Here is an 18291-nt window from a genome sequence, read left to right as displayed (position 1 = left end):
CGGCCGATAGGCAGTGCGTTGGCCACGGACGGCCGCGGTGGGACCGCTGCGCAGGGAGGTGCTCGGATGATCAGCCTGACCCGACTCTCGGGATCGGTGTTCGTGCTGAACGCCGACCTCGTCGAGCGCGTCGACGCGACCCCGGACACGGTGGTCACCCTCGTCGACGGCACGAAGTACGTCGTCACCGAGTCGCTCGAGGAGATCTGCGAGCTGGTCGTCGACTACCGCGGCGCGATCGTCGCCCGGAGCGCCGCCCTGGACGCGGAGCGGCGCAGCCAGGCGAGCGGTCGGCGTAACCGCGGCACGGGACCCGTACGGCTCGCCGCCGTCACACCGGACGAGGGGGGAGAGAGGTGAAGGACCCCGCAACTCTCATCGGCATCGGCCTCGGCCTGGTGGTCATCGTCGTCTCGAACGTGCTCGAGGGTGGCAACCCGATGAGCCTGCTGATCTTCCCGCCGATGCTGCTCGTGCTCGGCACGACGCTCCTCATCACGGTCGGCGGCGGCACCATGGCCGACGCGAAGGAGGCGGTCCGCAGCGTCAAGCGCGCCTTCACCGGCGGCGTGGCCCCCGCGGGCGACCTCGTCCCGCAGGTGGTCAAGCTCGCCGACAAGGCACGCAAGGAGGGGCTGCTCGCGCTGGAGGACAGCCTCGGCGAGATCGACGACCCGTTCCTGGTCAAGGGCGTCACGATGGCGATCGACGGCACCGACCCGGACGACGTGCGCGACATCCTCGAGGCCGAGCTGCGCGCCAAGCGGCGCGACGACCGGCAGTCCTCGAAGTTCTTCAGCGACGCCGGCGCCTACGCGCCGACGATCGGCATCGTCGGCACCGTCATGGGCCTGGTGCACGTGCTGGAGAACCTGTCCACCCCCGAGACCCTGGGTCCGCTCATCGCCTCCGCCTTCGTCGCGACCCTGTGGGGCGTGATGTCGGCGAACGTGCTGTGGTTCCCGCTCGGGCACCGGATCAAGCGGCTCGGCGAGCTCGAGTGCGCCCGGATGGAGGTCGCCATCGAGGGCGTCGCCGCCATCCAGGCCGGCGCCAACCCGCGCCTGGTCGCCGAGAAGCTCCGCTCCCTGCTGCCGGCTGCGACCGCCCAGGAGAGCGAGGCGGCCTGATGGCTCACTCGACCGGGAGACGTCGGCCGCACCACGAGGAGGAGGAGGCGCACGAGAACCACGAGCGCTGGCTGGTGACGTACGCCGACATGGTCACCCTCCTGATGGTGCTGTTCATCATCATGTTCGCGATGTCGACCGTCGACGCCAACAAGTTCGCGTCGCTCAAGGAGGGACTCGCCAGCGGGTTCGGCAAGTCGGTGACCATCCTCAACGGTGCCGATCCGATGCGCGACGACACCGGTGCCACCGGTGGCGCGGCGTCGACGTACGACATGCTCGTCCAGAACCTCCCCGCCTCGCAGCAGGCCGCCACCGAGAAGGTGCTGCAGAGTGCCGACCAGCTGCGCAACCAGCGGTCCTACGAGGACGCGAAGGCCGAGGTGAAGAAGCTTCTCGCCCTGTGGCGCAAGGTCCAGAAGGCGCTGGAGCGCAGGGGTCTCCAGGACGACGTGCAGGCGTCGGTCGACGAGCGCGGGCTGATCCTCAGCCTGGTCTCGCGGCACGTGATCTTCCAGCCGAACATCGCCACGCTGACGCCTCGCGGCGAGGCGGTCGTCGACACCGTCGCGCCGATCCTCGCCCACCTGACCGAGCCGCTCGAGATCGACGGGCACACCAACCAGGAGCCGGTGAAGCCGAAGTACTACCCCACCGACTGGGAGCTCTCGGTCGCCCGTGCGGTCAACGTGCTGCACCGGCTGCAGGAGCACGACGGGCTGCCCGCCAAGCGGCTGCGCGCCACCGGCTTCGGCCACACCAAACCGCTGATCGACCCGAGCAAGCCGGGCTCCCAGCGGATCAACAAGCGCGTCGACATCGTCATCCTCAGCGGCGCGCCGGCCGAGGCCAGGGCCCGCTTCCGCAAGATCTACCAGGAGCTGACATGACTGCGTCGACCATCTCCGCGCCGGACGCGGCCACCGCCGAGGAGCCACCGAAGAAGGGCAGGAAGAAGCTGCTGCTCGTCGTCCTGGTGCTCGTCCTCGGTGCGGCCGCGGGCGCCTACTTCTTCCTGCTGCGGCCGGGCGGCGACCAGGCGCCGAAGCCCGGACAGGTGGCGCCGCTCGACTCGATCCAGATCAACCTCGCCGACGGCCACTACCTCCGGCTCGGCATCGCGCTGCAGCTCACCGAGAGCGCGACGGAGGTCGACGGCAGCAAGGCGCTCGACGCCGCGATCGAGGTGTTCAGCGGTCGCTCGATCGGCGACATCGACAACGGCGCGACGCGGGAGAAGCTGCGCGACCAGCTGGAGAAGAAGCTCGAGGAGCGATATCCCGACGAGGTGATGGGGGTGTACTTCACCGAGTACGTGACGCAGTGATAGTCATTCCGGACCATGCGTAACTGACCGGGCGGCCGCTCAGGTCCTGGGACCTCCGCACCGATGGTCCTGCTGTGAGCACCGTCCCGCCGCCCGCGACTCCCACGGCCAGGTCGCGACGGCGCACCCGCACCGTCGACCCCACGCCGTACGACTTCCGGCGGCCGATCCAGCTCTCGCGCGAGCACCAGCGGACGCTGCAGCTCGGCTTCGACGGCTTCGCGCGCACGGCGACCACGGTGTTCACCAGCTCGCTGCGCACGGTCTGCACGGTGACGCTCGTCGACATCGAGCAGCGCACGTATGCGGAGTACGTCGACAGCCTCGGCGCGTCGACGTTCATGACCCTCTTCTCGGCGGAGCCGATGCCGGGCACCGGCGTGCTGGAGATCCCGCTGTTCGCGACGATGTCGTGCGTCGACCACATGCTCGGCGGCCCCGGGTCCGAGGAGCAGCCGGACCGGCCGCTGACCGAGATCGAGGACGGCGTCATCCGCGGCCTGATCGACCGGCTGCTGGGCGAGATGCGCTACTCGCTCACCCCGATCGTGGCGCTCGAGCCGACCGTCACCGGCGTGGAGTACAGCCCGCAGTTCGCGCAGGTCGCCGGCGCCGCCGACGTGATGGTGGTCGTCACCTTCGAGCTGAAGATCGACGAGCGCGGCCACCGGATGACGGTGTGCCTGCCGTTCAGCGGCCTGCTCCCCCACCTGACCAACGCGACCAGCCCCGGCGCGGTCTCCGACCGCGAGCGCGCCCTGCGCGAGCGCTCGGCGCAGCTGCTGCAGGACCAGTTCGCGCGGGTGCCGGTGTCGGTCGCGGTGCGGTTCCGCCCGATCGTCCTCGACCCCGCCAGCCTCACCGGCCTCTCCGCCGGCTCCGTGCTGCGGCTGAGTCACCCGGCGTCCGCACCGCTGGACGTCACCGTCGCCGGCAACACCTTCGCTCACGCCACTCCCGGCACCCGCGGCCAGCGCCTGGCCGCCCTCATCGTGGACACCCCCAAGGAGCAGAACCAATGAGCGCCCTTCCTGACACCGGCCTCGCCGTCGCCGTCGCCGAGGCGGCCGCGGCCGAGCTGCCGTCGGTCACCCCGCTCACCACGGGTCCCGAGCAGCCGGGGTCCTCGCACGTCGCCGACGCCTTCGCCGGCGGCGCGGTCGCCGCGCTGGACGGCGTGCCTGGCCAGGTCGTCGTGCTCGTCGGCCCGGAGCTGGTGGCCGCCCTGGCCGCGAGCCCGCTCGGCGAGCTGGACCTCGCGGCGGCCGTGCAGCCCGCTCTCGACGCCGCGGCCGAGCGGCTCGGCGGTCGTGCCCGCCCGGCCACCGTGCTCGACCTGCCCGGCGACGGCGCCGCGCTGCCGACCGCGCTCGGCGAGTTCGTGACCGTGCCCCTGATCGGAGTCGGCATCGACGCGGCCGTGCTGGTGCCCACCGCGAGCCTCGAGGGTGCGCGCCAGCCGGTCGTCGAGGTGCCCGAGATCGCCCCGCTGGACCAGCCGTTCGTGCCCGCCTTCGGAGCCGCTCCGCCGTCGATCCCCGCCGTCCGCGGCCTGGAGATGCTGCACGGCGTCGACATGGAGGTGACCGTCGAGCTCGGCCGTACCCGGATGACCGTCCGCGACCTGCTCGCGCTCACGCCCGGGGCGGTGCTCGAGCTGGACCGGGCCGCCGGCAGCCCGGCCGACCTGCTGGTCAACGGCCGGCTCGTGGCCCGCGGCGAGGTCGTGGTCGTCGACGAGGACTTCGGCCTGCGGGTCACGGAGATCGTCGACGCCGCTGCGACGGCCTGAGCATGGGCAGCGGGGACGCCAGCACGGCGGAGCTGGGGATCCGGTTGCTCGGGTCCCTCGCCGTCGTCGTCGGCCTGCTGGTGCTGCTCGCCCGGCTCGTCAACCGGCGGTTCAAGGCGCCGGCCGGCGCCGCCGTCCAGGTCGTCTGCCGGCAGTCGCTCACCCGCTCCAGCGGCGTCGCCGTCGTCACCGTCGGCACGCGGGTGCTGGTGCTCGGCACGACCGAGCACCAGGTGACGCTGCTCGCCGAGGTGGAGCCGGACGAGGTGGGGCTCGACGAGGTGGGGCTCGACGAGGTGGGGCTGGCCGAGGTGGAGTCGGCGGGGAAGCACCGGTCGACCGGTGACTCACCGGGCTTGACGGGCCTCGCGACGCCGGACAACCCCCGCAGGGCGCCCGTCAAGTACGACGGCGCGCTGGCCGGGTCGATCCTCTCGCCGCAGACGTGGAAGCAGACGTTCGCGGCGTTCGGCGGATCCCGCTCGACCACGGCGGACGACGAGTCGGCACCGGAGCAGGAAGCCTCGTGAACCGGATCGCCACGGCGGTCGTGTTCCTCGCCCCCGGGGGGCCGCACGGACCGAGCGGTCCGCACGGGCACGGCGGGTCGTCCGTGCAGATCGACCTGGGCGGGCTGACCGACAAGCCCAGCAGCAGCCTGGTGACCATCCTCGCCCTGACCCTGCTCAGCCTGCTGCCCGCCATCGTGCTGACCTGCACGAGCTTCACCAAGGTGCTCGTGGTGCTCGGCCTGACCCGCAACGCGCTCGGCCTCCAGCAGACGCCCAACAACCAGGTCCTCGCGGGGCTCGCGCTGTTCCTGAGCCTGTTCATCATGTCCCCGGTCGTGTCGCAGGTGAACCACGACGGCGTGCAGCCCTACCTGCACGGCGACAAGACCACGACCCAGGCCTTCCACGACGGCATGGAGCCGCTGCGGAAGTTCATGCTCGACAACACCGACGACGACGAGCTGTCCCTGCTCACCAACGTCGCGAAGCAGGACCTTCCCGAGGACCGGAACGACGTCCCCACGACCACCCTCATCCCGGCCTTCGTCCTCTCCGAGCTCAAGGACGCGTTCATCATCGGGTTCATCGTCTTCATCCCGTTCCTGGTGATCGACATCGTCGTCAGCGGGGCGTTGATGAGTCTGGGCATGATGATGATGCCGCCGGTCATGGTGTCGCTGCCGTTCAAGCTGCTGCTCTTCGTGATGGTCGACGGGTGGGCGCTGATCATCAAGGCGCTGGTCTCGTCGTACGGCGGCGGGGGTTGACGTCATGACCGACACCAACGTCATCGACATCGCGATGCAGACGATGACCGTCGCGCTCAAGCTGTCCGCGCCGATCCTGCTCACCGCGCTGGTCATCGGCTTCGCGATCTCGCTGTTCCAGTCGATGACCCAGATCCAGGAGTTCACGCTCTCGTTCGTGCCGAAGCTGGTCGGCGTCGGGGCGGCGCTGCTGTTCTCCGGCAACTGGATGCTGCACACGCTGATCTCGTTCACCCAGGACCTCTTCGACCAGATCCCCGGGCTGCTGAGCTGAGGCGGTGCCATGACGATCACCGTCGACGGAGCGTCGTACACCGCCCTGCTCCTCGGCTCGCTGCGGATCATCGCGTGGCTGGCCGTGGTACCGCCCTTCTCCAGCAAGGGCATCCCGGCGCCGGCCAAGGTGATCCTCGCCGTCGGGCTCTCGCTCGCGGTCGCGCCGACGCTCGCCGACCAGCCGCTTCCCGAGGACACCGTCGCGCTGCTCACCAGCGCGGTCGTGCAGGTCGCGGTGGGCCTCGCGATGGGCTACGTGACGATGCTGCTGTTCTCGACGATCGCGGCGGCGGGCTCGCTGGTCGACGTGTTCGGCGGCTTCGCCCTGGCGCAGGCGTTCGACCCGCTGGGGCTCAACAGCAACACCGTCTTCGGCCGGTTCCACCAGATGATCGCGATCGCGCTGCTGATGGTCACCGGCGGGCACCTGCTCGTCATCGGCGGGCTGCTGAGCACGTTCCGCTTCCTGCCGCTCACCGGGATGCCCGCGATCGACGGCTGGCCGCAGGTCCTGGTGACGGCGTTCTCGATGTTCTTCACCGTCGCGGTGCAGATCGCGTTGCCGCTCGTCGCGGTGCTCTTCGTGTCCGACCTGGCGCTCGCGCTGCTGACCAAGGTCGCGCCCCAGCTCAACGCGTTCAACGTGATGTTCCCCGCCAAGGTCGGCCTCACGCTGCTGCTGCTCGGCCTGTCCTTCCCGATGCTCCCGCACGTGACCGACCGCGTCGTCGAGCTCGCCAACGAGGCGATGGCCACGATGGTGGGCGGGTGAGCCGATGAGTGGCAGCGACAGCGGCGAGAAGACCGAGAAGCCGACACCCAAGCGCAAGAAGCAGGCCCGCAAGGACGGCCAGGTCCCGCGCACGCCTGAGCTCGGCAGCTGGCTCGGCCTGCTCGTCGTCGCCCTCGCGATCGGACCGCTGCTGCGCCACGAGCTCGGCTCGCTGCGGACGGCGCTGATCACCAGCCTCACCTCGGTCGAGAACCCGTCGGTGCCGCTCGCGCTCAGCCTGCTCGGCGACGTGGCGAGGCAGGCGTTCCTGGCCCTCGTGCTGCTCGGCGGCATGATCATGGTGGTCGGCGTCGTCGCGGCGATCGCCCAGGGCGGCTTCTACCTGTCGCCGAAGCTCGCGAAGCCCGACCCCAAGAAGCTCAACCCGTTCTCCGGTGCCAAGCGCCTCTTCGGACCGCACGCCTGGTGGGAGGGCGCGAAGATGCTGGTGAAGAGCGGCGTCGTCGCCCTGCTCGCCTGGGGCGCGGTCCACGCGATGATGCCGCTGGTCGGCGGCGTCGTACCGATCCCCGTCGTCCTGGAGGAGGTCTCCTCCCAGGCCACCCGGCTGTTCCTGACGATCGGCGTCGCCGGCCTGGTGATGGCCGCCGCCGACTACGCCATGCAGCGTCGCCGGATCGGCAAGCAGATCCGGATGAGCCACGCGGAGATCAAGCAGGAGCACAAGCAGTCCGAGGGCGACCCGCTGGTCAAGAGCGCCATCCGCAGCCGCCAGCTCGCCGCGGCACGATCGCGGATGATGCAGGACATCGCCGACGCCGACGTCCTCCTCGTCAACCCGACGCACGTCGCCGTCGCCCTCCGCTACGACCCCGAGCAGGGGGCGCCGCGCGTCCTCGCCCGCGGCGCCGGCGCGATCGCGACCAAGATCCGCGAACGCGCCGTCGAGGAGCGGGTGCCGATGGTGCGCGACGTACCGCTGGCCCGCGCGATCTACCGGTCCACCGAGGTCGGGCAGGAGATCCCGCGCGAGCTCTGGGCCGCCGTCGCGCAGGTGCTGGCGTTCGTGATCAGCCGGCGGGCGCACGGCCAGTACGGCGGCGAGCACCGCACGCCCCGCACGGAGGCCGAGCTGCCCGACGTGCTGCTCGCCGCGCGTCGGCGGAGGCGGATCCCTCAGGAGCTCGGCTGACCGGCCGATGAGGGGGTCGGCGCAAGGATCCGCGCCACCCGCAGCCACGGACGGCCGCCTCTCGAGACGACCCCCCGGAAAGGCTGTGGCGTGAAGAGCCTGCCCAAGCTCGCCATCCCCGTCGGCATCGTGTTCATCGTGGCGATGCTCGTGGTGCCGCTGCCGGCGATGGTCCTCGACCTGCTGATCGCGCTCAACATCACCGGCGCGCTGCTCGTGCTGATGGTCGCCATGTTCATCCACAAGCCGCTGGAGTTCGCGGCGTTCCCGTCGGTCATCCTGATGATGACGCTGTTCCGGCTGGCGCTGAACGTCAGCGCGACGCGGCTGGTGCTCCTCAACGGCTTCGCCGGGAAGGTGATCGACACCTTCGGGCACTTCGTGGTCGGCGGCTCGCTGATCGTCGGCCTGATCGTGTTCGCGATCCTGCTCGTCATCCAGTTCGTCGTCATCACCAACGGCGCCGGCCGGGTCGCCGAGGTGGGTGCACGGTTCACCCTCGACGCGATGCCCGGCAAGCAGATGGCGATCGACGCCGACCTCAACTCCGGCCTCATCGACGAGGATGAGGCGCGGCGCCGGCGGGCCGAGGTGCACGCCGAAGCGGACTTCCACGGTGCGATGGACGGCGCGTCCAAGTTCGTGAAGGGCGACGCGATCGCCGCGATCGTGATCACGCTCGTCAACCTGATCGGCGGCCTCGCGATCGGTGTCGCGCAGTACGGCATGCCGTTCGGCGAGGCCATCAACACCTACTCGCTGCTGTCGATCGGCGACGGTCTGGTCTCCCAGATCCCGGCCCTGCTGCTGTCCACGGCGACCGGCCTCATCGTCACCCGCTCGGTCGCCGACTCCGACCTCGGCTCCGACCTGGTCGGCCAGGTGCTCGCCCGCCAGCTCCCGCTCCGGGTGGCCGGTGCCGGTGCGCTGGTGCTCTGCCTGATCCCCGGCCTCCCGAAGATCCCGTTCATCGTCGCCGGGGGCGCGATGCTGCTGCTGTCCAGCCGCGTCGACGAGAACCCCGAGGGCGCGGCCGACGTCGCGGAGGGCACGGCGGAGCTCGCCGTACCGGACTCTCCCGAGCTGCTCGCCGCCGAGATCCGCGTCGACCCGCTGGGACTCGAGCTGTCCGCCGACCTGATCGACCTCGTCGACTCCCGCTCCGGCGGCGACCTGCTCGACCGCGTCAAGGCGCTGCGCCGCAAGATCGCCGGCGAGCTCGGCATCGTCATCCCACCGGTCCGCACCCGCGACAACATGGAGCTGCCGCTCCACACCTACGCGATCACGCTGTTCGGCGCGGAGGTCGCCCGCGGTGAGGCGCCGCGCGGAACGGTGCTCGCGATCGGCGACTTCCTCGGCTCCCTCCCCGGTACGCCGACGCACGAGCCCGTCTTCGGTCTGGAGGCCAAGTGGATCCCGGCCGAGCTCCGGCACCAGGCCGAGGTCGGCGGCGCGACGGTCGTCGACCGCGCGTCCGTCGTCACCACGCACCTCGCCGAGGTCGTGCACACCCACGCCGCCCGGCTGCTCGGCCGCGAGGACGTGCGGCTGCTGGCCGACGTCGTCAAGCGCACCCACCCCGTGGTGGTGGAGGAGCTCACGCCGACGCAGCTCTCGCTGGGCGAGATCCAGGCCGTGCTCCGCGCGCTGCTGGAGGAGGCGGTGCCGATCCGCGACCTGGTGCGGATCTTCGAGGCGCTCTCGGTCCGGGCAGCGACGTCGAAGGACCTCGACGGCCTGATCGAGGCCGCCCGGGCCGCCCTCGACCCCTCGCTGGCGGCGGCGTACGTCACCGACGGCACCCTGCACGCCGTCAGCTTCGAGCCGCTCCTCGAGCAGCGGATGCTCGAGCACGTCCGGCAGACCGAGCACGGCGCGGTGCTCGCACTCGATCCGGACCTCGCCCAGCGGCTGCTCGTCAGCATCGCCCAGCTGTCGACGGCAGCGGAGAACCAGGGCCATCGTCCGGTCCTCGCCTGCGCGCCCCAGCTGCGGCCTGCGGTCCGCCGCTTCGTCGCTCCCGCCGTCCCGCGGCTGCCGGTCCTCTCCTACACCGAGCTCGGCACCGCCCGGCAGGTCCGCTCGGTCGGCATCGTCGGTGAGGCCAACGAGCCCGCCCTCGCGGTGGGTGTCGCATGAACCGCCCGCCGGGCCAGGTGCCTCCGGGACTGGTCGACGTCTGGTTGCTGCTCGCGGCCCTCGTCGTCTGCGTGCCCGCCGGCTTCCGGCTGGCCGAGGGGATGGTCAGCCTCACCGACCTGCTCACCCGCTACCTCGTCGTCGCCGTCGGCTGCGTCGCCCTGGCCGCCGCGGTCCGGTGGGTGTGGCCGATCCTGTCGGGCGAGGCACCACCCGCCCCGACGCGCGCACTCCCTGCCACGCCGGCGCCGGCCGCGTCCGCACGCGAGGAGGCGGACCCGGTCGACGACGAGCCCGCGACGACCCTGCTCACGGCGTTCGGCGACGAGTCGCTCGACCTGAGGCCGACGGAGCAGCAGCAGGTCTAGACCATCGCCCGCGGATCAGGTCGACCCGTCGCGGCACGGATCCGACTGACCTAGCCTCGCGGTACCCGAAACCGACCGACCGCCGAGGTGGTTGCGATGGCCCACGAGGACCCGCGTCCCGCGTTCCGCACGTCCCGCCGATCGGTGCTCCGCGCCTCGGCCCTCACCGTCCCCGCCGTCCTGCTCGGCAGCTCGGCACGGGGCGACGCCGCGCTCGCCGCCCCCGCCGCGGCGAGGCGGCGGCTCGCCGTCCAGGTGGCCGACCCGCACGCCACCCAGTCGGCGATCGACCTCGCCGCGCTGCTCGACAGCTGGTCGGGAGCCGGCCAGATGACTGCCGGCCAGCAGCTCAACGTCAACGGGGACGACCCCTTCGGCCCGGTCACCACCCTCGGCGGGCTCGCGACCCGGATCCGGGTGCTCGGTTGGACCACCAACGAGTGGGACTACGCCGTGCGGCACGAGTACAACGAGGACGTGCTCCCCGACCTCATCGCAAAGGCGCAGGCGAGCACGCCGACCGTGCTGGTCACCAGCTGGTACCCGCACAACCCGAGGACCGGCGCCGAGGCGCACCGGCAGCCCGGCCCGAAGGTCGTCAAGCAGGTGCTCACCAAGGGCACGCCGGAGCGCAAGGCCTTCCTCAAGGAGTTCGACACCAAGGTCGCGCCGTACCTCCTCGAGCTGCAGAGCCACGGCGTCGCGACGATCTTCCGACCGTTGATCGAGGCCAACAGCTTCTGGTTCTGGTGGGGCTGCAACAACTCCCACGGCGGCAGCAGCGAGTGGAAGAGCGGGGTCCGGAAGCTGTTCCGGCTGGTCCAGCAGCGCGCCTGGTCCAAGCACGGGATCCACAACGTGCTGTGGGGCTACTCCTTCGTGCCGGCCGACAACTACAACGCCGCGAGCCCGGTCTCGATCCTGCCCACCTTCTCCGACGGCAGCCCGGCCTATGACATCGCCGGCCTGTCCAGCTATGACTTCGAGGCCCACGCCGACGACACGGACGTCCTCGAGCTGGGTTCCTACCTCGACGTGGCCCACCACGCGCCGCGGATGGCGCTCGGGGAGGTGGGGCCGTCGAACAGCAACGGCAACTGGGACCCGCACGTGATCACGTCGACCCTCATCTCGGCCGCGTTCGCCAACGGGTGGCAGTCACCCTCCTACGGCATGTTCTGGTTCGACGACGGCGACCCCGACCCGACGAACACCGACGGATCCTGGGTCGCCGGGGTCAAGCAGCTCTCCTCGCTCACCGGCGGCACGTCGTGGCTCGCCACCTCGAACGCGGACGGGCTCATCAACGTCACCCCCTGAGCCCGCCCGGCGGCCTCAGCAGCAGCTCGCGGCCGGCTCGGCCTCGGCCATCGGGACGCCGCAGCAGGTGTCGCTGTCCGACGGCGCCGAGAAGGTCTCGCTGTCGGAGAGCACGGTGTAGATCTCCCAGCGCTCGCCGTTGGGGGCGTTCTCGACCCAGAACTTGTCCTGCTTGGCGTAGCAGCAGGTCGTCCCCCGCTCGTCGACCGACGCGAGACCGGCCTCGCCCAGCCGGGTCTGCTCCGCGTCCACCGCGTCGGTGTCGGCGACCTCGACGCCGAGGTGGTTGATGGTGCCCCCGGCACCGGTGTTCTCCACCAGGACCAGCTTGAGCGGCGGCTCGGTGATCGCGAAGTTCGCATAACCGGGCTTGCGCTTGGCCGGGGCGGTGCCGAAGAGGTTCGAGTAGAACGCGACCGACTCCTCGAGGTCGTCGACGTTCAGGGCGAGCTGCAGGCGGGACATGGTGTCTCCTTCGTTGTTGTCGTTGATATCGATGATTGTCGATGTGATGGCGGGCCCATCTTGCGGCAACACATCGACATCTATCAATATTGATCCATGTCGAAGTTTCTGGACCTGTCGCCGGTCGAGACGGTGGCCTGCTGCTCGCCGCTGGTCTCGACGCCGCTGAGCGCCGAGGCCGCCGAGCAGATCTCGCCGCTGCTGAAGGCGCTCGCCGACCCGGTGCGGCTCCGCCTGCTCTCGCTCGTCGCCGCGCACGCGGACGGCGAGGCGTGCGTGTGCGACCTCAACGAGGCGTTCGACCTGTCCCAGCCGACCATCAGCCACCACCTCAAGGTGCTGCACGAGGCCGGGCTGCTCGACCGCGCCAAGCGCGGGACCTGGGTCTACTACGCCGTACGACGAGAGGCGCTCGCCGACCTCGCCGCGCTGCTCGGCGGCAGCCGGTGAGCGACCTCGGTCGCAAGGCGGCCGCGGAGGCGGTGGGAACGGCGCTGCTCGTCGCCGCCGTCGTCGGCTCGGGCGTGATGGCGCAACGCCTCTCTCCCGGCGACGTCGGGCTCCAGCTGCTCGAGAACAGCATCGCCACCGGCGCGGTGCTGGTCGCGCTGATCCTCACCCTGCAGCCGGTCTCGGCATCGTTCAACCCGGCCGTCACCGCGGTCGAGGCGGTGCTCGGCAGGATCACCTGGACCACCGCGGGCGTGCTCGCGCTGGCTCAGGTCGCGGGAGGCGTGATCGGCACCGTCCTGGCCAACCTGATGTTCGAGCTCGACCCGGTCTCGCTGTCGGCGCACCACCGGGTCGGCAGCGGGACCGCGGTCGCCGAGGTGGTCGCGACCCTCGGCCTCGTCGTGGTCGTCTTCGGCGGCCTGCGGTCGGGCCGGACGGAGACGATCGCCTACGCCGTGGGCGGCTACATCGCCGCGGCCTACTGGTTCACCTCGTCGACGTCGTTCGCCAACCCCGCCGTGACGATCGCCCGGATGTTCTCCGACACCTTCGCGGGCATCGCCCCCGCGTCGGCGCCGGCGTTCGTGGCCCTCCAGCTGCTGGGCGCCGCCGTCGCCGTACCCCTGGTCCGGGTGCTGTTCCCCGACCAGCCGCCCGAGGAAGTGATCCGATGACCCCGACCGTGCTCTTCGTCTGCGTCCACAACGCGGGCCGCTCCCAGATGGCCGCGGGCTTCCTCCGCCACCTCGGCGGCGACAGGGTGCGGGTGCTCTCCGCCGGCTCGCTGCCGGGCGACCGGATCAACCCGGTCGCGGTGGCGGCGATGGCGGAGGTCGGCGTGGACATCGCGGGCGAGCAGCCCAAGGTGCTGACGGGCGAGGCGGTCCAGGAGTCCGACGTGGTCGTCACCATGGGCTGCGGCGACGAGTGCCGGTTCTACCCGGGGCGCCGTTACGAGGACTGGCCGCTCGACGACCCGGCCGGCCAGGGCATCGACGCCGTCCGGCCGATCCGGGACGACATCGAGGTCCGGGTGCGCGTGCTCCTCGACTCGCTCGGCATCACCGCGGCCTGAGACGCCGAGACCCGGCGCCGTCCGCCCCGGGTGGTCGGTCGGTACGCCGGGCCTCGGCGATCTGACGGTCAGACCGGGGCGCTCACCTCAGGTCGAAGCGATCCGCCTCCATGACCTTGACCCACGCCGCGACGAAGTCCTGGACGAACTTGTCGGTCGCGTCGTCGCTCGCGTAGACCTCGGCCAGCGCCCGCAGCTGCGAGTTCGCACCGAAGACGAGGTCGTTCGCCGTCGCCGTCCACTTCACCTCGCCGGTCTGCCCGTCGCGGATCTCGTAGACGTTCTCCTCCACCTCCGAGGCGTGCACCTCCGTGCCGGGGGTGAGCAGGTTGGTGAAGAAGTCGGTCGAGAGCACACCGACGCGATCGGTCAGCACGCCGTGCTTGCTGTCAGCGTTGTTGGCGCCGAGGGCCCGCAGCCCGCCGACCAGCACGGTCATCTCCGGAGCCGTGAGGCCGAGCATGTAGGCGCGCTCGAGCAGCAGCTTCTCCACCGGGAGCTTCTCGTCGGCCTCGACGTGGTTCCGGAAGCCGTCGCCGCGCGGCTCGAGCACCGCGAACGAGTCGACGTCGGTCTGCTCCTGGGTGGCGTCGGTGCGGCCCGGGTGGAAGGGCACGGTGATGTCGACACCGGCGTCCTTCGCTGCCTTCTCGACCGCGGCGCTGCCGCCGAGGACGATCAGGTCGGCCAGGGAGATGTTCTTCCCACCGGCGTTGAACTCCTGCTGGATCTCCTCGAGCCTTGCCAGCACCGTTGCGAGCTGCTCGGGCTCGTTGACCGCCCAGCTCCGCTGCGGCTCGAGCCGGATCCGGGCACCGTTGGCGCCACCGCGCTTGTCGGTGGAGCGGAAGCTCGCGGCCGCCGCCCAGGCGGTCTTGACCAGCTGCTGCACGGTCAGGCCGGAGTCGAGCAGGGTCTGCTTGAGCGCGGCCACGTCGACGTCGCTGACGAGCTCGCCCTCGACCGGCGGCACCGGGTCCTGCCAGATCTGCGGCTCGGGGACCCACGGTCCGAGGTAGCGGGAGACCGGGCCCATGTCGCGGTGCAGGAGCTTGTACCAGGCCTTGGCGAACGCCTCGGAGAACGCGTCGGGGTCCTCGAGGAAGCGGCGCGAGATCTTCTCGTAGGTCGGGTCGAACCGCAGCGCGAGGTCGCTGGTGAGCATCGTCGGCTTGCGCTTCGGCGAGTCCGGGGCCGGGCCGGGGATGATCTCCTCGGCGTCCTTGGCGACCCACTGGTTGGCGCCCGCGGGGCTCTTCGTCAGCTCCCACTCGTAGCCGAAGAGGATCTCGAAGAACCGGTTGTCCCACGTGGTCGGGGTGTCCGTCCAGGTCACCTCGAGGCCGGACGTGATGGCGTCGGCGCCCTTGCCACTGCCGTAGGAGCTCTTCCAGCCCAGGCCCATCTGCTCGAGCGGCGCGGCCTCGGGCTCGGGGCCGACGAGGTCGGCGTCGCCGGCGCCGTGGGTCTTGCCGAAGGTGTGGCCGCCGGCGATCAGCGCGACGGTCTCCTCGTCGTTCATCGCCATCCGGGCGAAGGTCTCCCGGATGTCCTTGGCGGACGCCAGCGGGTCCGGGTTGCCGTTGGGACCCTCGGGGTTGACGTAGATCAGGCCCATCTGGACCGCACCGAGCGGGTTGGCGAGGTCACGTTCGCCGCTGTAGCGCTCGTCGCCCAGCCAGGTGTCCTCCGAGCCCCAGAAGACCTCCTCGGGCTCCCAGGTGTCAGCACGGCCGAAGCCGAAGCCGAACGTCTCGAAGCCCATGTCCTCCAGCGCCACGTTGCCGGCCAGGACGAGGAGGTCGGCCCAGGAGATCTTCTGGCCGTACTTCTTCTTCACCGGCCACAGCAGGCGGCGCGCCTTGTCGAGGTTGCCGTTGTCCGGCCAGGAGTTGAGCGGCGCGAAGCGCTGCTGGCCCTCGCCGGCGCCACCGCGGCCGTCGTGGATCCGGTAGGTGCCGGCCGCGTGCCAGCTGAGCCGGATCATCAGGCCGCCGTAGTGACCGAAGTCGGCCGGCCACCAGTCCTGCGACGTGCGCAGGACCTGCGCGACGTCGGCCTTGAGCGCGTCGACGTCGAGCTTCTCGAACTCCTCGGCGTAGTCGAAGTCCGCCGGAAGCGGACTGCCCTCCGGGGAGTGGGCGTGCAGCACCGAGAGGTCGAGCTGGTTGGGCCACCAGTCCGAGTTCGACCGGGGCCGCCCGTCCGTCTTGGGCGTGGGCGAGTCGAGGGCCGGGTTCTCGCTCTCGCTGCCGTTCCCCGTCGCACCGTCGTGCGCGACCGGGCAGCCCTCCGCTGCCTTGCGCTCGACGCCCTGGGGGCTCTGGTCGGAGTTCGTCATGTCAACCTTTCGGTCCGGTATCTCAGGAACTTTCGGAACACTCGGGGCACAGCCCCCAGTAGACGACCTCGGCCTCGTCGATCACGAAGCCGTGGTGCTCGGACGCCGTGAGGCACGGCCGGTGGCCGACCGCGCAGTCGACGTCCGCGATGGCGCCGCACACGCGGCACACGACGTGGTGGTGGTTGTCGCCGACCCGCGCCTCGTAGCGCGCGACCGATCCGGCGGGCTGGATGCGGCGCACCAGCCCGGCCGTGGTCAGGGCCCGGAGGACGTCGTACACCGCCTGGTGCGAGACGTCTGCCAGCCCTCGACGCACGGCGTCGATGACCGACTCGGTGTCGGCGTGCGGGTGCTCGTGCACGACCTCGAGCACGGCGAGCCGCGGGCGCGTGACCCGCAGGTCCGCCTCCCTCAGCATCAGCTCGTAGTCGGGTCCGGAGGGCACCTGCCCACCATGGCGCGTTTTCTTGAACTAGTCAAGAGAACTCCCCGGGGACCGCCGGTCATGAACCGCCGGGGATCGAGGCGCAGTCGTTGGTCGGGGCCACGCCGGCGAACCGGTCGGCGAGGAAGCGCAGCGCACCCGGTGCGCCGCTGCCCGCCTCGCTCAGGTGCTCGCCGAGCAGGTCCTCGACGTTCTGCACCACCACACCCTGGCTGCAGAACCTCCGCATCACCGCACGGGCCGGCCCGATGGGAGCGAGCTCGTCGAGCTTGGCGTGGTAGTGGTAGATCGGAACCTGCGGGATCCGGTCGACGTACAGCGGGCTGTTCTCGCGCAGCATCGCCGCCACGGGTGCCCGGTCGAGCGCCCCGGGCGTCGCCTCGATCTGCTGGATCCTGAGGAACGGGTAGCGGAGCACCGCGTTGTGGATGCAGTCGCCCGCCGTCGCGAGCACCTTCCGCCGGCCGGACGCGTTGAGGTACTGCATCAGGTCGAGGTCGGGGTAGCCGCGCAGGAACCCGTTGATGCCCATCGGGATCGCGCCCCCGAAGGCGCTGCCGCTGAAGGCCTCGATGCTGGCCCGGATGTCGGCCACCACGCCGCCGAGGGCGAGCGCCGTGAGCGGGACGTCCGGTGCGTACGTCGGCTGGTACTGCGCGGCGTCCAGGCTCGCGAGCGCCCCACCCGAGTAGCCCCACACGCCGACCGGGGCGTCGGGCGCGACGCCGGCGGGAGCGAAGCTGCGCGCGGCCCGGATGCCGTCGAGCACACCCTTGGCCTCGACGGCGGCGACGAGGAACTCCGAGTCCGGGCCCTCGTAGTCGGGGACCGACACCGCCCAGCCACGGCCGAGCGCGAGCGCGATCAGCGACAGCTCGGGGTAGGAGTTGCTGGCCGCGGCAACCGGGCCGGCGTTGAACGCGTAGGACGGCGCGCACTTGCCGGCGACGCCGTCCTCGGCGGTCTGGTAGGACACCAACGGTCGCGGGCCCGGCCCCGGCCAGGGCTTGTTCGGCACGAGGAGGGTGGTCACCGTCGCGGTCGGCGCGCCGGCGCGGTCCTCGGTCCGGTACTTCAGCTGCCACCCCTGCGCGGGGAGCGGGATGTCGAACGCCTTCGGGGCGATGGTGCGCGACGCGACGACCTGACCGTCCGCGTAGGAGGCGATGTCCGAGGGCACGACGTAGAACGGGTCGTGCTCGGGCACCGGCGTGCGGACGGCCGCGACCGACGCGGTGCCGGGCAGCAGGGCGAGGCAGGCGAGCAGGGCGATGGCGGGAGCGAGTCGTCTCACGGGCGGGTCCTCGGAGTGGCGGTGAGCAGGGTGACGGCGAGCTCGCCGAGCTGCCGTTCGAGCAGGGTGACGGCCGGGCGTTCCGTGCGGAGCATCCAGTCGAGGGCGACCGCGGTCGCGCTGCCGATGAGCGAGAGTGCGGCGAAGCGCCAGTCGCGGTCGGCGGCCTCGCCGCGGACGACCGCCGCCTCTCCCTCGGCCACGATCAGCTCGATGAGCTTCTCGCGGTTGCGCAGCCGGGTCGACTCGATCCGCGTGCTCAGGCCGACGACCTCGACGAACACGATCCGAGCGGCCCGCAGGTCGTCGAAGAGCGGGACCAGGTAGGCGAGCAGGGCAGCGGGCACCCGCTCGGCGAGCGGCTCCCCCTCGGTCGCCGCGAGCGACGCGACCACCTTGGCGCCCGAGCGAACGAGCAGCTCGTCGTAGAGGTCGGCGAACGCGGCCTCCTTGCCGTCGTAGAGCTGGTAGAAGCTGCGGCTCGAGACGTTCGCGCGCGCACAGAGCCGCTCGACCGTGAGGGCCGCGTAACCCTGGGTCCCGACGATGTCGTGCGCGGCCGCGAGCAGCCGGGCCCGTCGGTCGGCCTCGCGCTCACCGGCGGACCGGCCGCCGTACACGCGGCCGGCGGACGTCGCCTCGGCTGCTCGCATGGC

Annotated in this window: 22 protein-coding genes; 17 read left to right on the top strand and 5 right to left on the bottom strand. The window is 71.2% G+C overall.

The window, feature by feature from the left end; all coding sequences use genetic code 11:
• Positions 1-66 precede the first annotated feature (66 nt).
• From ABD709_RS00345 to ABD709_RS00280, 14 genes are all read left to right on the top strand, one after another.
• Entirely contained in the window at positions 67-360 is a 294-nt protein-coding gene (locus ABD709_RS00345; RefSeq protein WP_344771771.1) for a flagellar FlbD family protein, read from the top strand.
• On the top strand, positions 357-1130 hold the full coding sequence (locus ABD709_RS00340; RefSeq protein WP_344771770.1) for a motility protein A: 774 nt from the start codon (positions 357-359) through the stop codon (positions 1128-1130). Before ABD709_RS00345 ends, ABD709_RS00340 begins: the two co-directional genes overlap by 4 nt.
• Positions 1130-2020, top strand: coding sequence for a flagellar motor protein MotB (locus ABD709_RS00335; RefSeq protein WP_344771769.1), 891 nt, complete (start codon positions 1130-1132; stop codon positions 2018-2020). Before ABD709_RS00340 ends, ABD709_RS00335 begins: the two co-directional genes overlap by 1 nt.
• Complete coding sequence (locus ABD709_RS00330) at positions 2017-2457, top strand: flagellar basal body-associated FliL family protein (protein ID WP_344771768.1); 441 nt, start codon at positions 2017-2019, stop codon at positions 2455-2457. Before ABD709_RS00335 ends, ABD709_RS00330 begins: the two co-directional genes overlap by 4 nt.
• A gap of 74 nt (positions 2458-2531) precedes the next feature.
• Positions 2532-3479 (top strand): flagellar motor switch protein FliM, encoded by a 948-nt coding sequence (locus tag ABD709_RS00325; RefSeq protein ID WP_344771767.1) that lies wholly within the window; start codon positions 2532-2534, stop codon positions 3477-3479.
• Positions 3476-4249 (top strand): flagellar motor switch protein FliN, encoded by a 774-nt coding sequence (gene fliN, locus ABD709_RS00320; protein WP_344771766.1) that lies wholly within the window; start codon positions 3476-3478, stop codon positions 4247-4249. The genes ABD709_RS00325 and fliN overlap by 4 nt, the downstream gene beginning before the upstream one ends.
• A 2-nt stretch (positions 4250-4251) precedes the next feature.
• Entirely contained in the window at positions 4252-4779 is a 528-nt protein-coding gene (locus ABD709_RS00315) for a flagellar biosynthetic protein FliO (RefSeq protein ID WP_344771765.1), read from the top strand.
• Positions 4776-5528: a flagellar type III secretion system pore protein FliP gene (gene fliP, locus ABD709_RS00310; protein WP_344771764.1), complete on the top strand. Its 753-nt coding sequence runs from the start codon at positions 4776-4778 to the stop codon at positions 5526-5528. The genes ABD709_RS00315 and fliP overlap by 4 nt, the downstream gene beginning before the upstream one ends.
• A 4-nt stretch (positions 5529-5532) precedes the next feature.
• Positions 5533-5802: a flagellar biosynthesis protein FliQ gene (gene fliQ, locus ABD709_RS00305; RefSeq protein ID WP_344771763.1), complete on the top strand. Its 270-nt coding sequence runs from the start codon at positions 5533-5535 to the stop codon at positions 5800-5802.
• Positions 5803-5811: 9 nt separating this feature from the next.
• Entirely contained in the window at positions 5812-6576 is a 765-nt protein-coding gene (locus tag ABD709_RS00300) for a flagellar biosynthetic protein FliR (RefSeq protein WP_344771762.1), read from the top strand.
• A 4-nt stretch (positions 6577-6580) separates the two neighbouring features.
• Positions 6581-7729 carry an EscU/YscU/HrcU family type III secretion system export apparatus switch protein gene (locus tag ABD709_RS00295; protein ID WP_344771761.1) on the top strand — a complete coding sequence of 383 codons (1149 nt, stop codon included), beginning with the start codon at positions 6581-6583 and terminating at the stop codon, positions 7727-7729.
• 90 nt (positions 7730-7819) lie between these two features.
• A complete protein-coding gene (gene flhA / locus ABD709_RS00290; protein WP_344771760.1) occupies positions 7820-9871 on the top strand; it encodes a flagellar biosynthesis protein FlhA in 2052 nt (683 codons plus the stop codon).
• Positions 9868-10239: a hypothetical protein gene (locus ABD709_RS00285; RefSeq protein ID WP_344771758.1), complete on the top strand. Its 372-nt coding sequence runs from the start codon at positions 9868-9870 to the stop codon at positions 10237-10239. The genes flhA and ABD709_RS00285 overlap by 4 nt, the downstream gene beginning before the upstream one ends.
• A 96-nt stretch (positions 10240-10335) precedes the next feature.
• Positions 10336-11559 carry a glycosyl hydrolase gene (locus ABD709_RS00280; protein WP_344771757.1) on the top strand — a complete coding sequence of 408 codons (1224 nt, stop codon included), beginning with the start codon at positions 10336-10338 and terminating at the stop codon, positions 11557-11559.
• A gap of 15 nt (positions 11560-11574) precedes the next feature.
• Here ABD709_RS00280 and ABD709_RS00275 read toward each other — a convergent pair whose 3' ends face one another.
• Positions 11575-12024 (bottom strand): ArsI/CadI family heavy metal resistance metalloenzyme, encoded by a 450-nt coding sequence (locus tag ABD709_RS00275; RefSeq protein WP_344771756.1) that lies wholly within the window; start codon positions 12022-12024, stop codon positions 11575-11577.
• Positions 12025-12120: 96 nt separating this feature from the next.
• On the opposite strand from ABD709_RS00275, the gene ABD709_RS00270 reads away from it, so the two are divergent.
• From ABD709_RS00270 to ABD709_RS00260, 3 genes are read left to right on the top strand one after another with little or no spacing between them, the layout of a single operon-like run.
• On the top strand, positions 12121-12474 hold the full coding sequence (locus ABD709_RS00270) for a metalloregulator ArsR/SmtB family transcription factor (RefSeq protein WP_344771755.1): 354 nt from the start codon (positions 12121-12123) through the stop codon (positions 12472-12474).
• Entirely contained in the window at positions 12471-13151 is a 681-nt protein-coding gene (locus ABD709_RS00265; RefSeq protein WP_344771754.1) for an aquaporin, read from the top strand. Before ABD709_RS00270 ends, ABD709_RS00265 begins: the two co-directional genes overlap by 4 nt.
• The gene (locus tag ABD709_RS00260; protein ID WP_344771753.1) at positions 13148-13552 is read left to right on the top strand and encodes an arsenate reductase ArsC; all 405 of its coding nucleotides are present in this window, start codon (positions 13148-13150) and stop codon (positions 13550-13552) included. The genes ABD709_RS00265 and ABD709_RS00260 overlap by 4 nt, the downstream gene beginning before the upstream one ends.
• A gap of 82 nt (positions 13553-13634) precedes the next feature.
• Here ABD709_RS00260 and katG read toward each other — a convergent pair whose 3' ends face one another.
• The 4 genes from katG to ABD709_RS00240 form a co-directional block, all read right to left on the bottom strand.
• Positions 13635-15893 (bottom strand): catalase/peroxidase HPI, encoded by a 2259-nt coding sequence (gene katG, locus ABD709_RS00255; RefSeq protein ID WP_344771752.1) that lies wholly within the window; start codon positions 15891-15893, stop codon positions 13635-13637.
• Positions 15894-15915: 22 nt separating this feature from the next.
• Positions 15916-16314 (bottom strand): Fur family transcriptional regulator, encoded by a 399-nt coding sequence (locus ABD709_RS00250; RefSeq protein WP_344772298.1) that lies wholly within the window; start codon positions 16312-16314, stop codon positions 15916-15918.
• 85 nt (positions 16315-16399) lie between these two features.
• A complete protein-coding gene (locus tag ABD709_RS00245) occupies positions 16400-17635 on the bottom strand; it encodes a lipase family protein (protein WP_344771751.1) in 1236 nt (411 codons plus the stop codon).
• Entirely contained in the window at positions 17632-18288 is a 657-nt protein-coding gene (locus ABD709_RS00240) for a TetR/AcrR family transcriptional regulator (protein WP_344771750.1), read from the bottom strand. Before ABD709_RS00240 ends, ABD709_RS00245 begins: the two co-directional genes overlap by 4 nt.
• Positions 18289-18291 lie beyond the last annotated feature (3 nt).

This window comes from Nocardioides panacisoli (assembly GCF_039537325.1).
Taxonomy (GTDB): domain Bacteria; phylum Actinomycetota; class Actinomycetes; order Propionibacteriales; family Nocardioidaceae; genus Nocardioides; species Nocardioides panacisoli.
The sequence above is the reverse complement of the archived record's forward strand: the minus strand, read 5'-3'. Positions and strand labels throughout refer to the sequence as shown.

What these genes read in the sequence shown, in the direction of transcription:
- ABD709_RS00345 (WP_344771771.1), top strand. Translation starts at nt 67, where the DNA reads ATGATCAGCCTGACCCGACTCTCGGGATCGGTGTTCGTGCTGAACGCC.
- ABD709_RS00335 (WP_344771769.1), top strand. Translation starts at nt 1,130, where the DNA reads ATGGCTCACTCGACCGGGAGACGTCGGCCGCACCACGAGGAGGAGGAG.
- ABD709_RS00330 (WP_344771768.1), top strand. Translation starts at nt 2,017, where the DNA reads ATGACTGCGTCGACCATCTCCGCGCCGGACGCGGCCACCGCCGAGGAG.
- fliN (WP_344771766.1), top strand. Translation starts at nt 3,476, where the DNA reads ATGAGCGCCCTTCCTGACACCGGCCTCGCCGTCGCCGTCGCCGAGGCG.
- ABD709_RS00315 (WP_344771765.1), top strand. Translation starts at nt 4,252, where the DNA reads ATGGGCAGCGGGGACGCCAGCACGGCGGAGCTGGGGATCCGGTTGCTC.
- fliQ (WP_344771763.1), top strand. Translation starts at nt 5,533, where the DNA reads ATGACCGACACCAACGTCATCGACATCGCGATGCAGACGATGACCGTC.
- ABD709_RS00300 (WP_344771762.1), top strand. Translation starts at nt 5,812, where the DNA reads ATGACGATCACCGTCGACGGAGCGTCGTACACCGCCCTGCTCCTCGGC.
- ABD709_RS00295 (WP_344771761.1), top strand. Translation starts at nt 6,581, where the DNA reads ATGAGTGGCAGCGACAGCGGCGAGAAGACCGAGAAGCCGACACCCAAG.
- ABD709_RS00285 (WP_344771758.1), top strand. Translation starts at nt 9,868, where the DNA reads ATGAACCGCCCGCCGGGCCAGGTGCCTCCGGGACTGGTCGACGTCTGG.
- ABD709_RS00280 (WP_344771757.1), top strand. Translation starts at nt 10,336, where the DNA reads ATGGCCCACGAGGACCCGCGTCCCGCGTTCCGCACGTCCCGCCGATCG.
- ABD709_RS00275 (WP_344771756.1), bottom strand. Translation starts at nt 12,024, where the DNA reads ATGTCCCGCCTGCAGCTCGCCCTGAACGTCGACGACCTCGAGGAGTCG.
- ABD709_RS00270 (WP_344771755.1), top strand. Translation starts at nt 12,121, where the DNA reads ATGTCGAAGTTTCTGGACCTGTCGCCGGTCGAGACGGTGGCCTGCTGC.
- ABD709_RS00260 (WP_344771753.1), top strand. Translation starts at nt 13,148, where the DNA reads ATGACCCCGACCGTGCTCTTCGTCTGCGTCCACAACGCGGGCCGCTCC.
- katG (WP_344771752.1), bottom strand. Translation starts at nt 15,893, where the DNA reads ATGACGAACTCCGACCAGAGCCCCCAGGGCGTCGAGCGCAAGGCAGCG.
- ABD709_RS00250 (WP_344772298.1), bottom strand. Translation starts at nt 16,314, where the DNA reads ATGCTGAGGGAGGCGGACCTGCGGGTCACGCGCCCGCGGCTCGCCGTG.
- ABD709_RS00240 (WP_344771750.1), bottom strand. Translation starts at nt 18,288, where the DNA reads ATGCGAGCAGCCGAGGCGACGTCCGCCGGCCGCGTGTACGGCGGCCGG.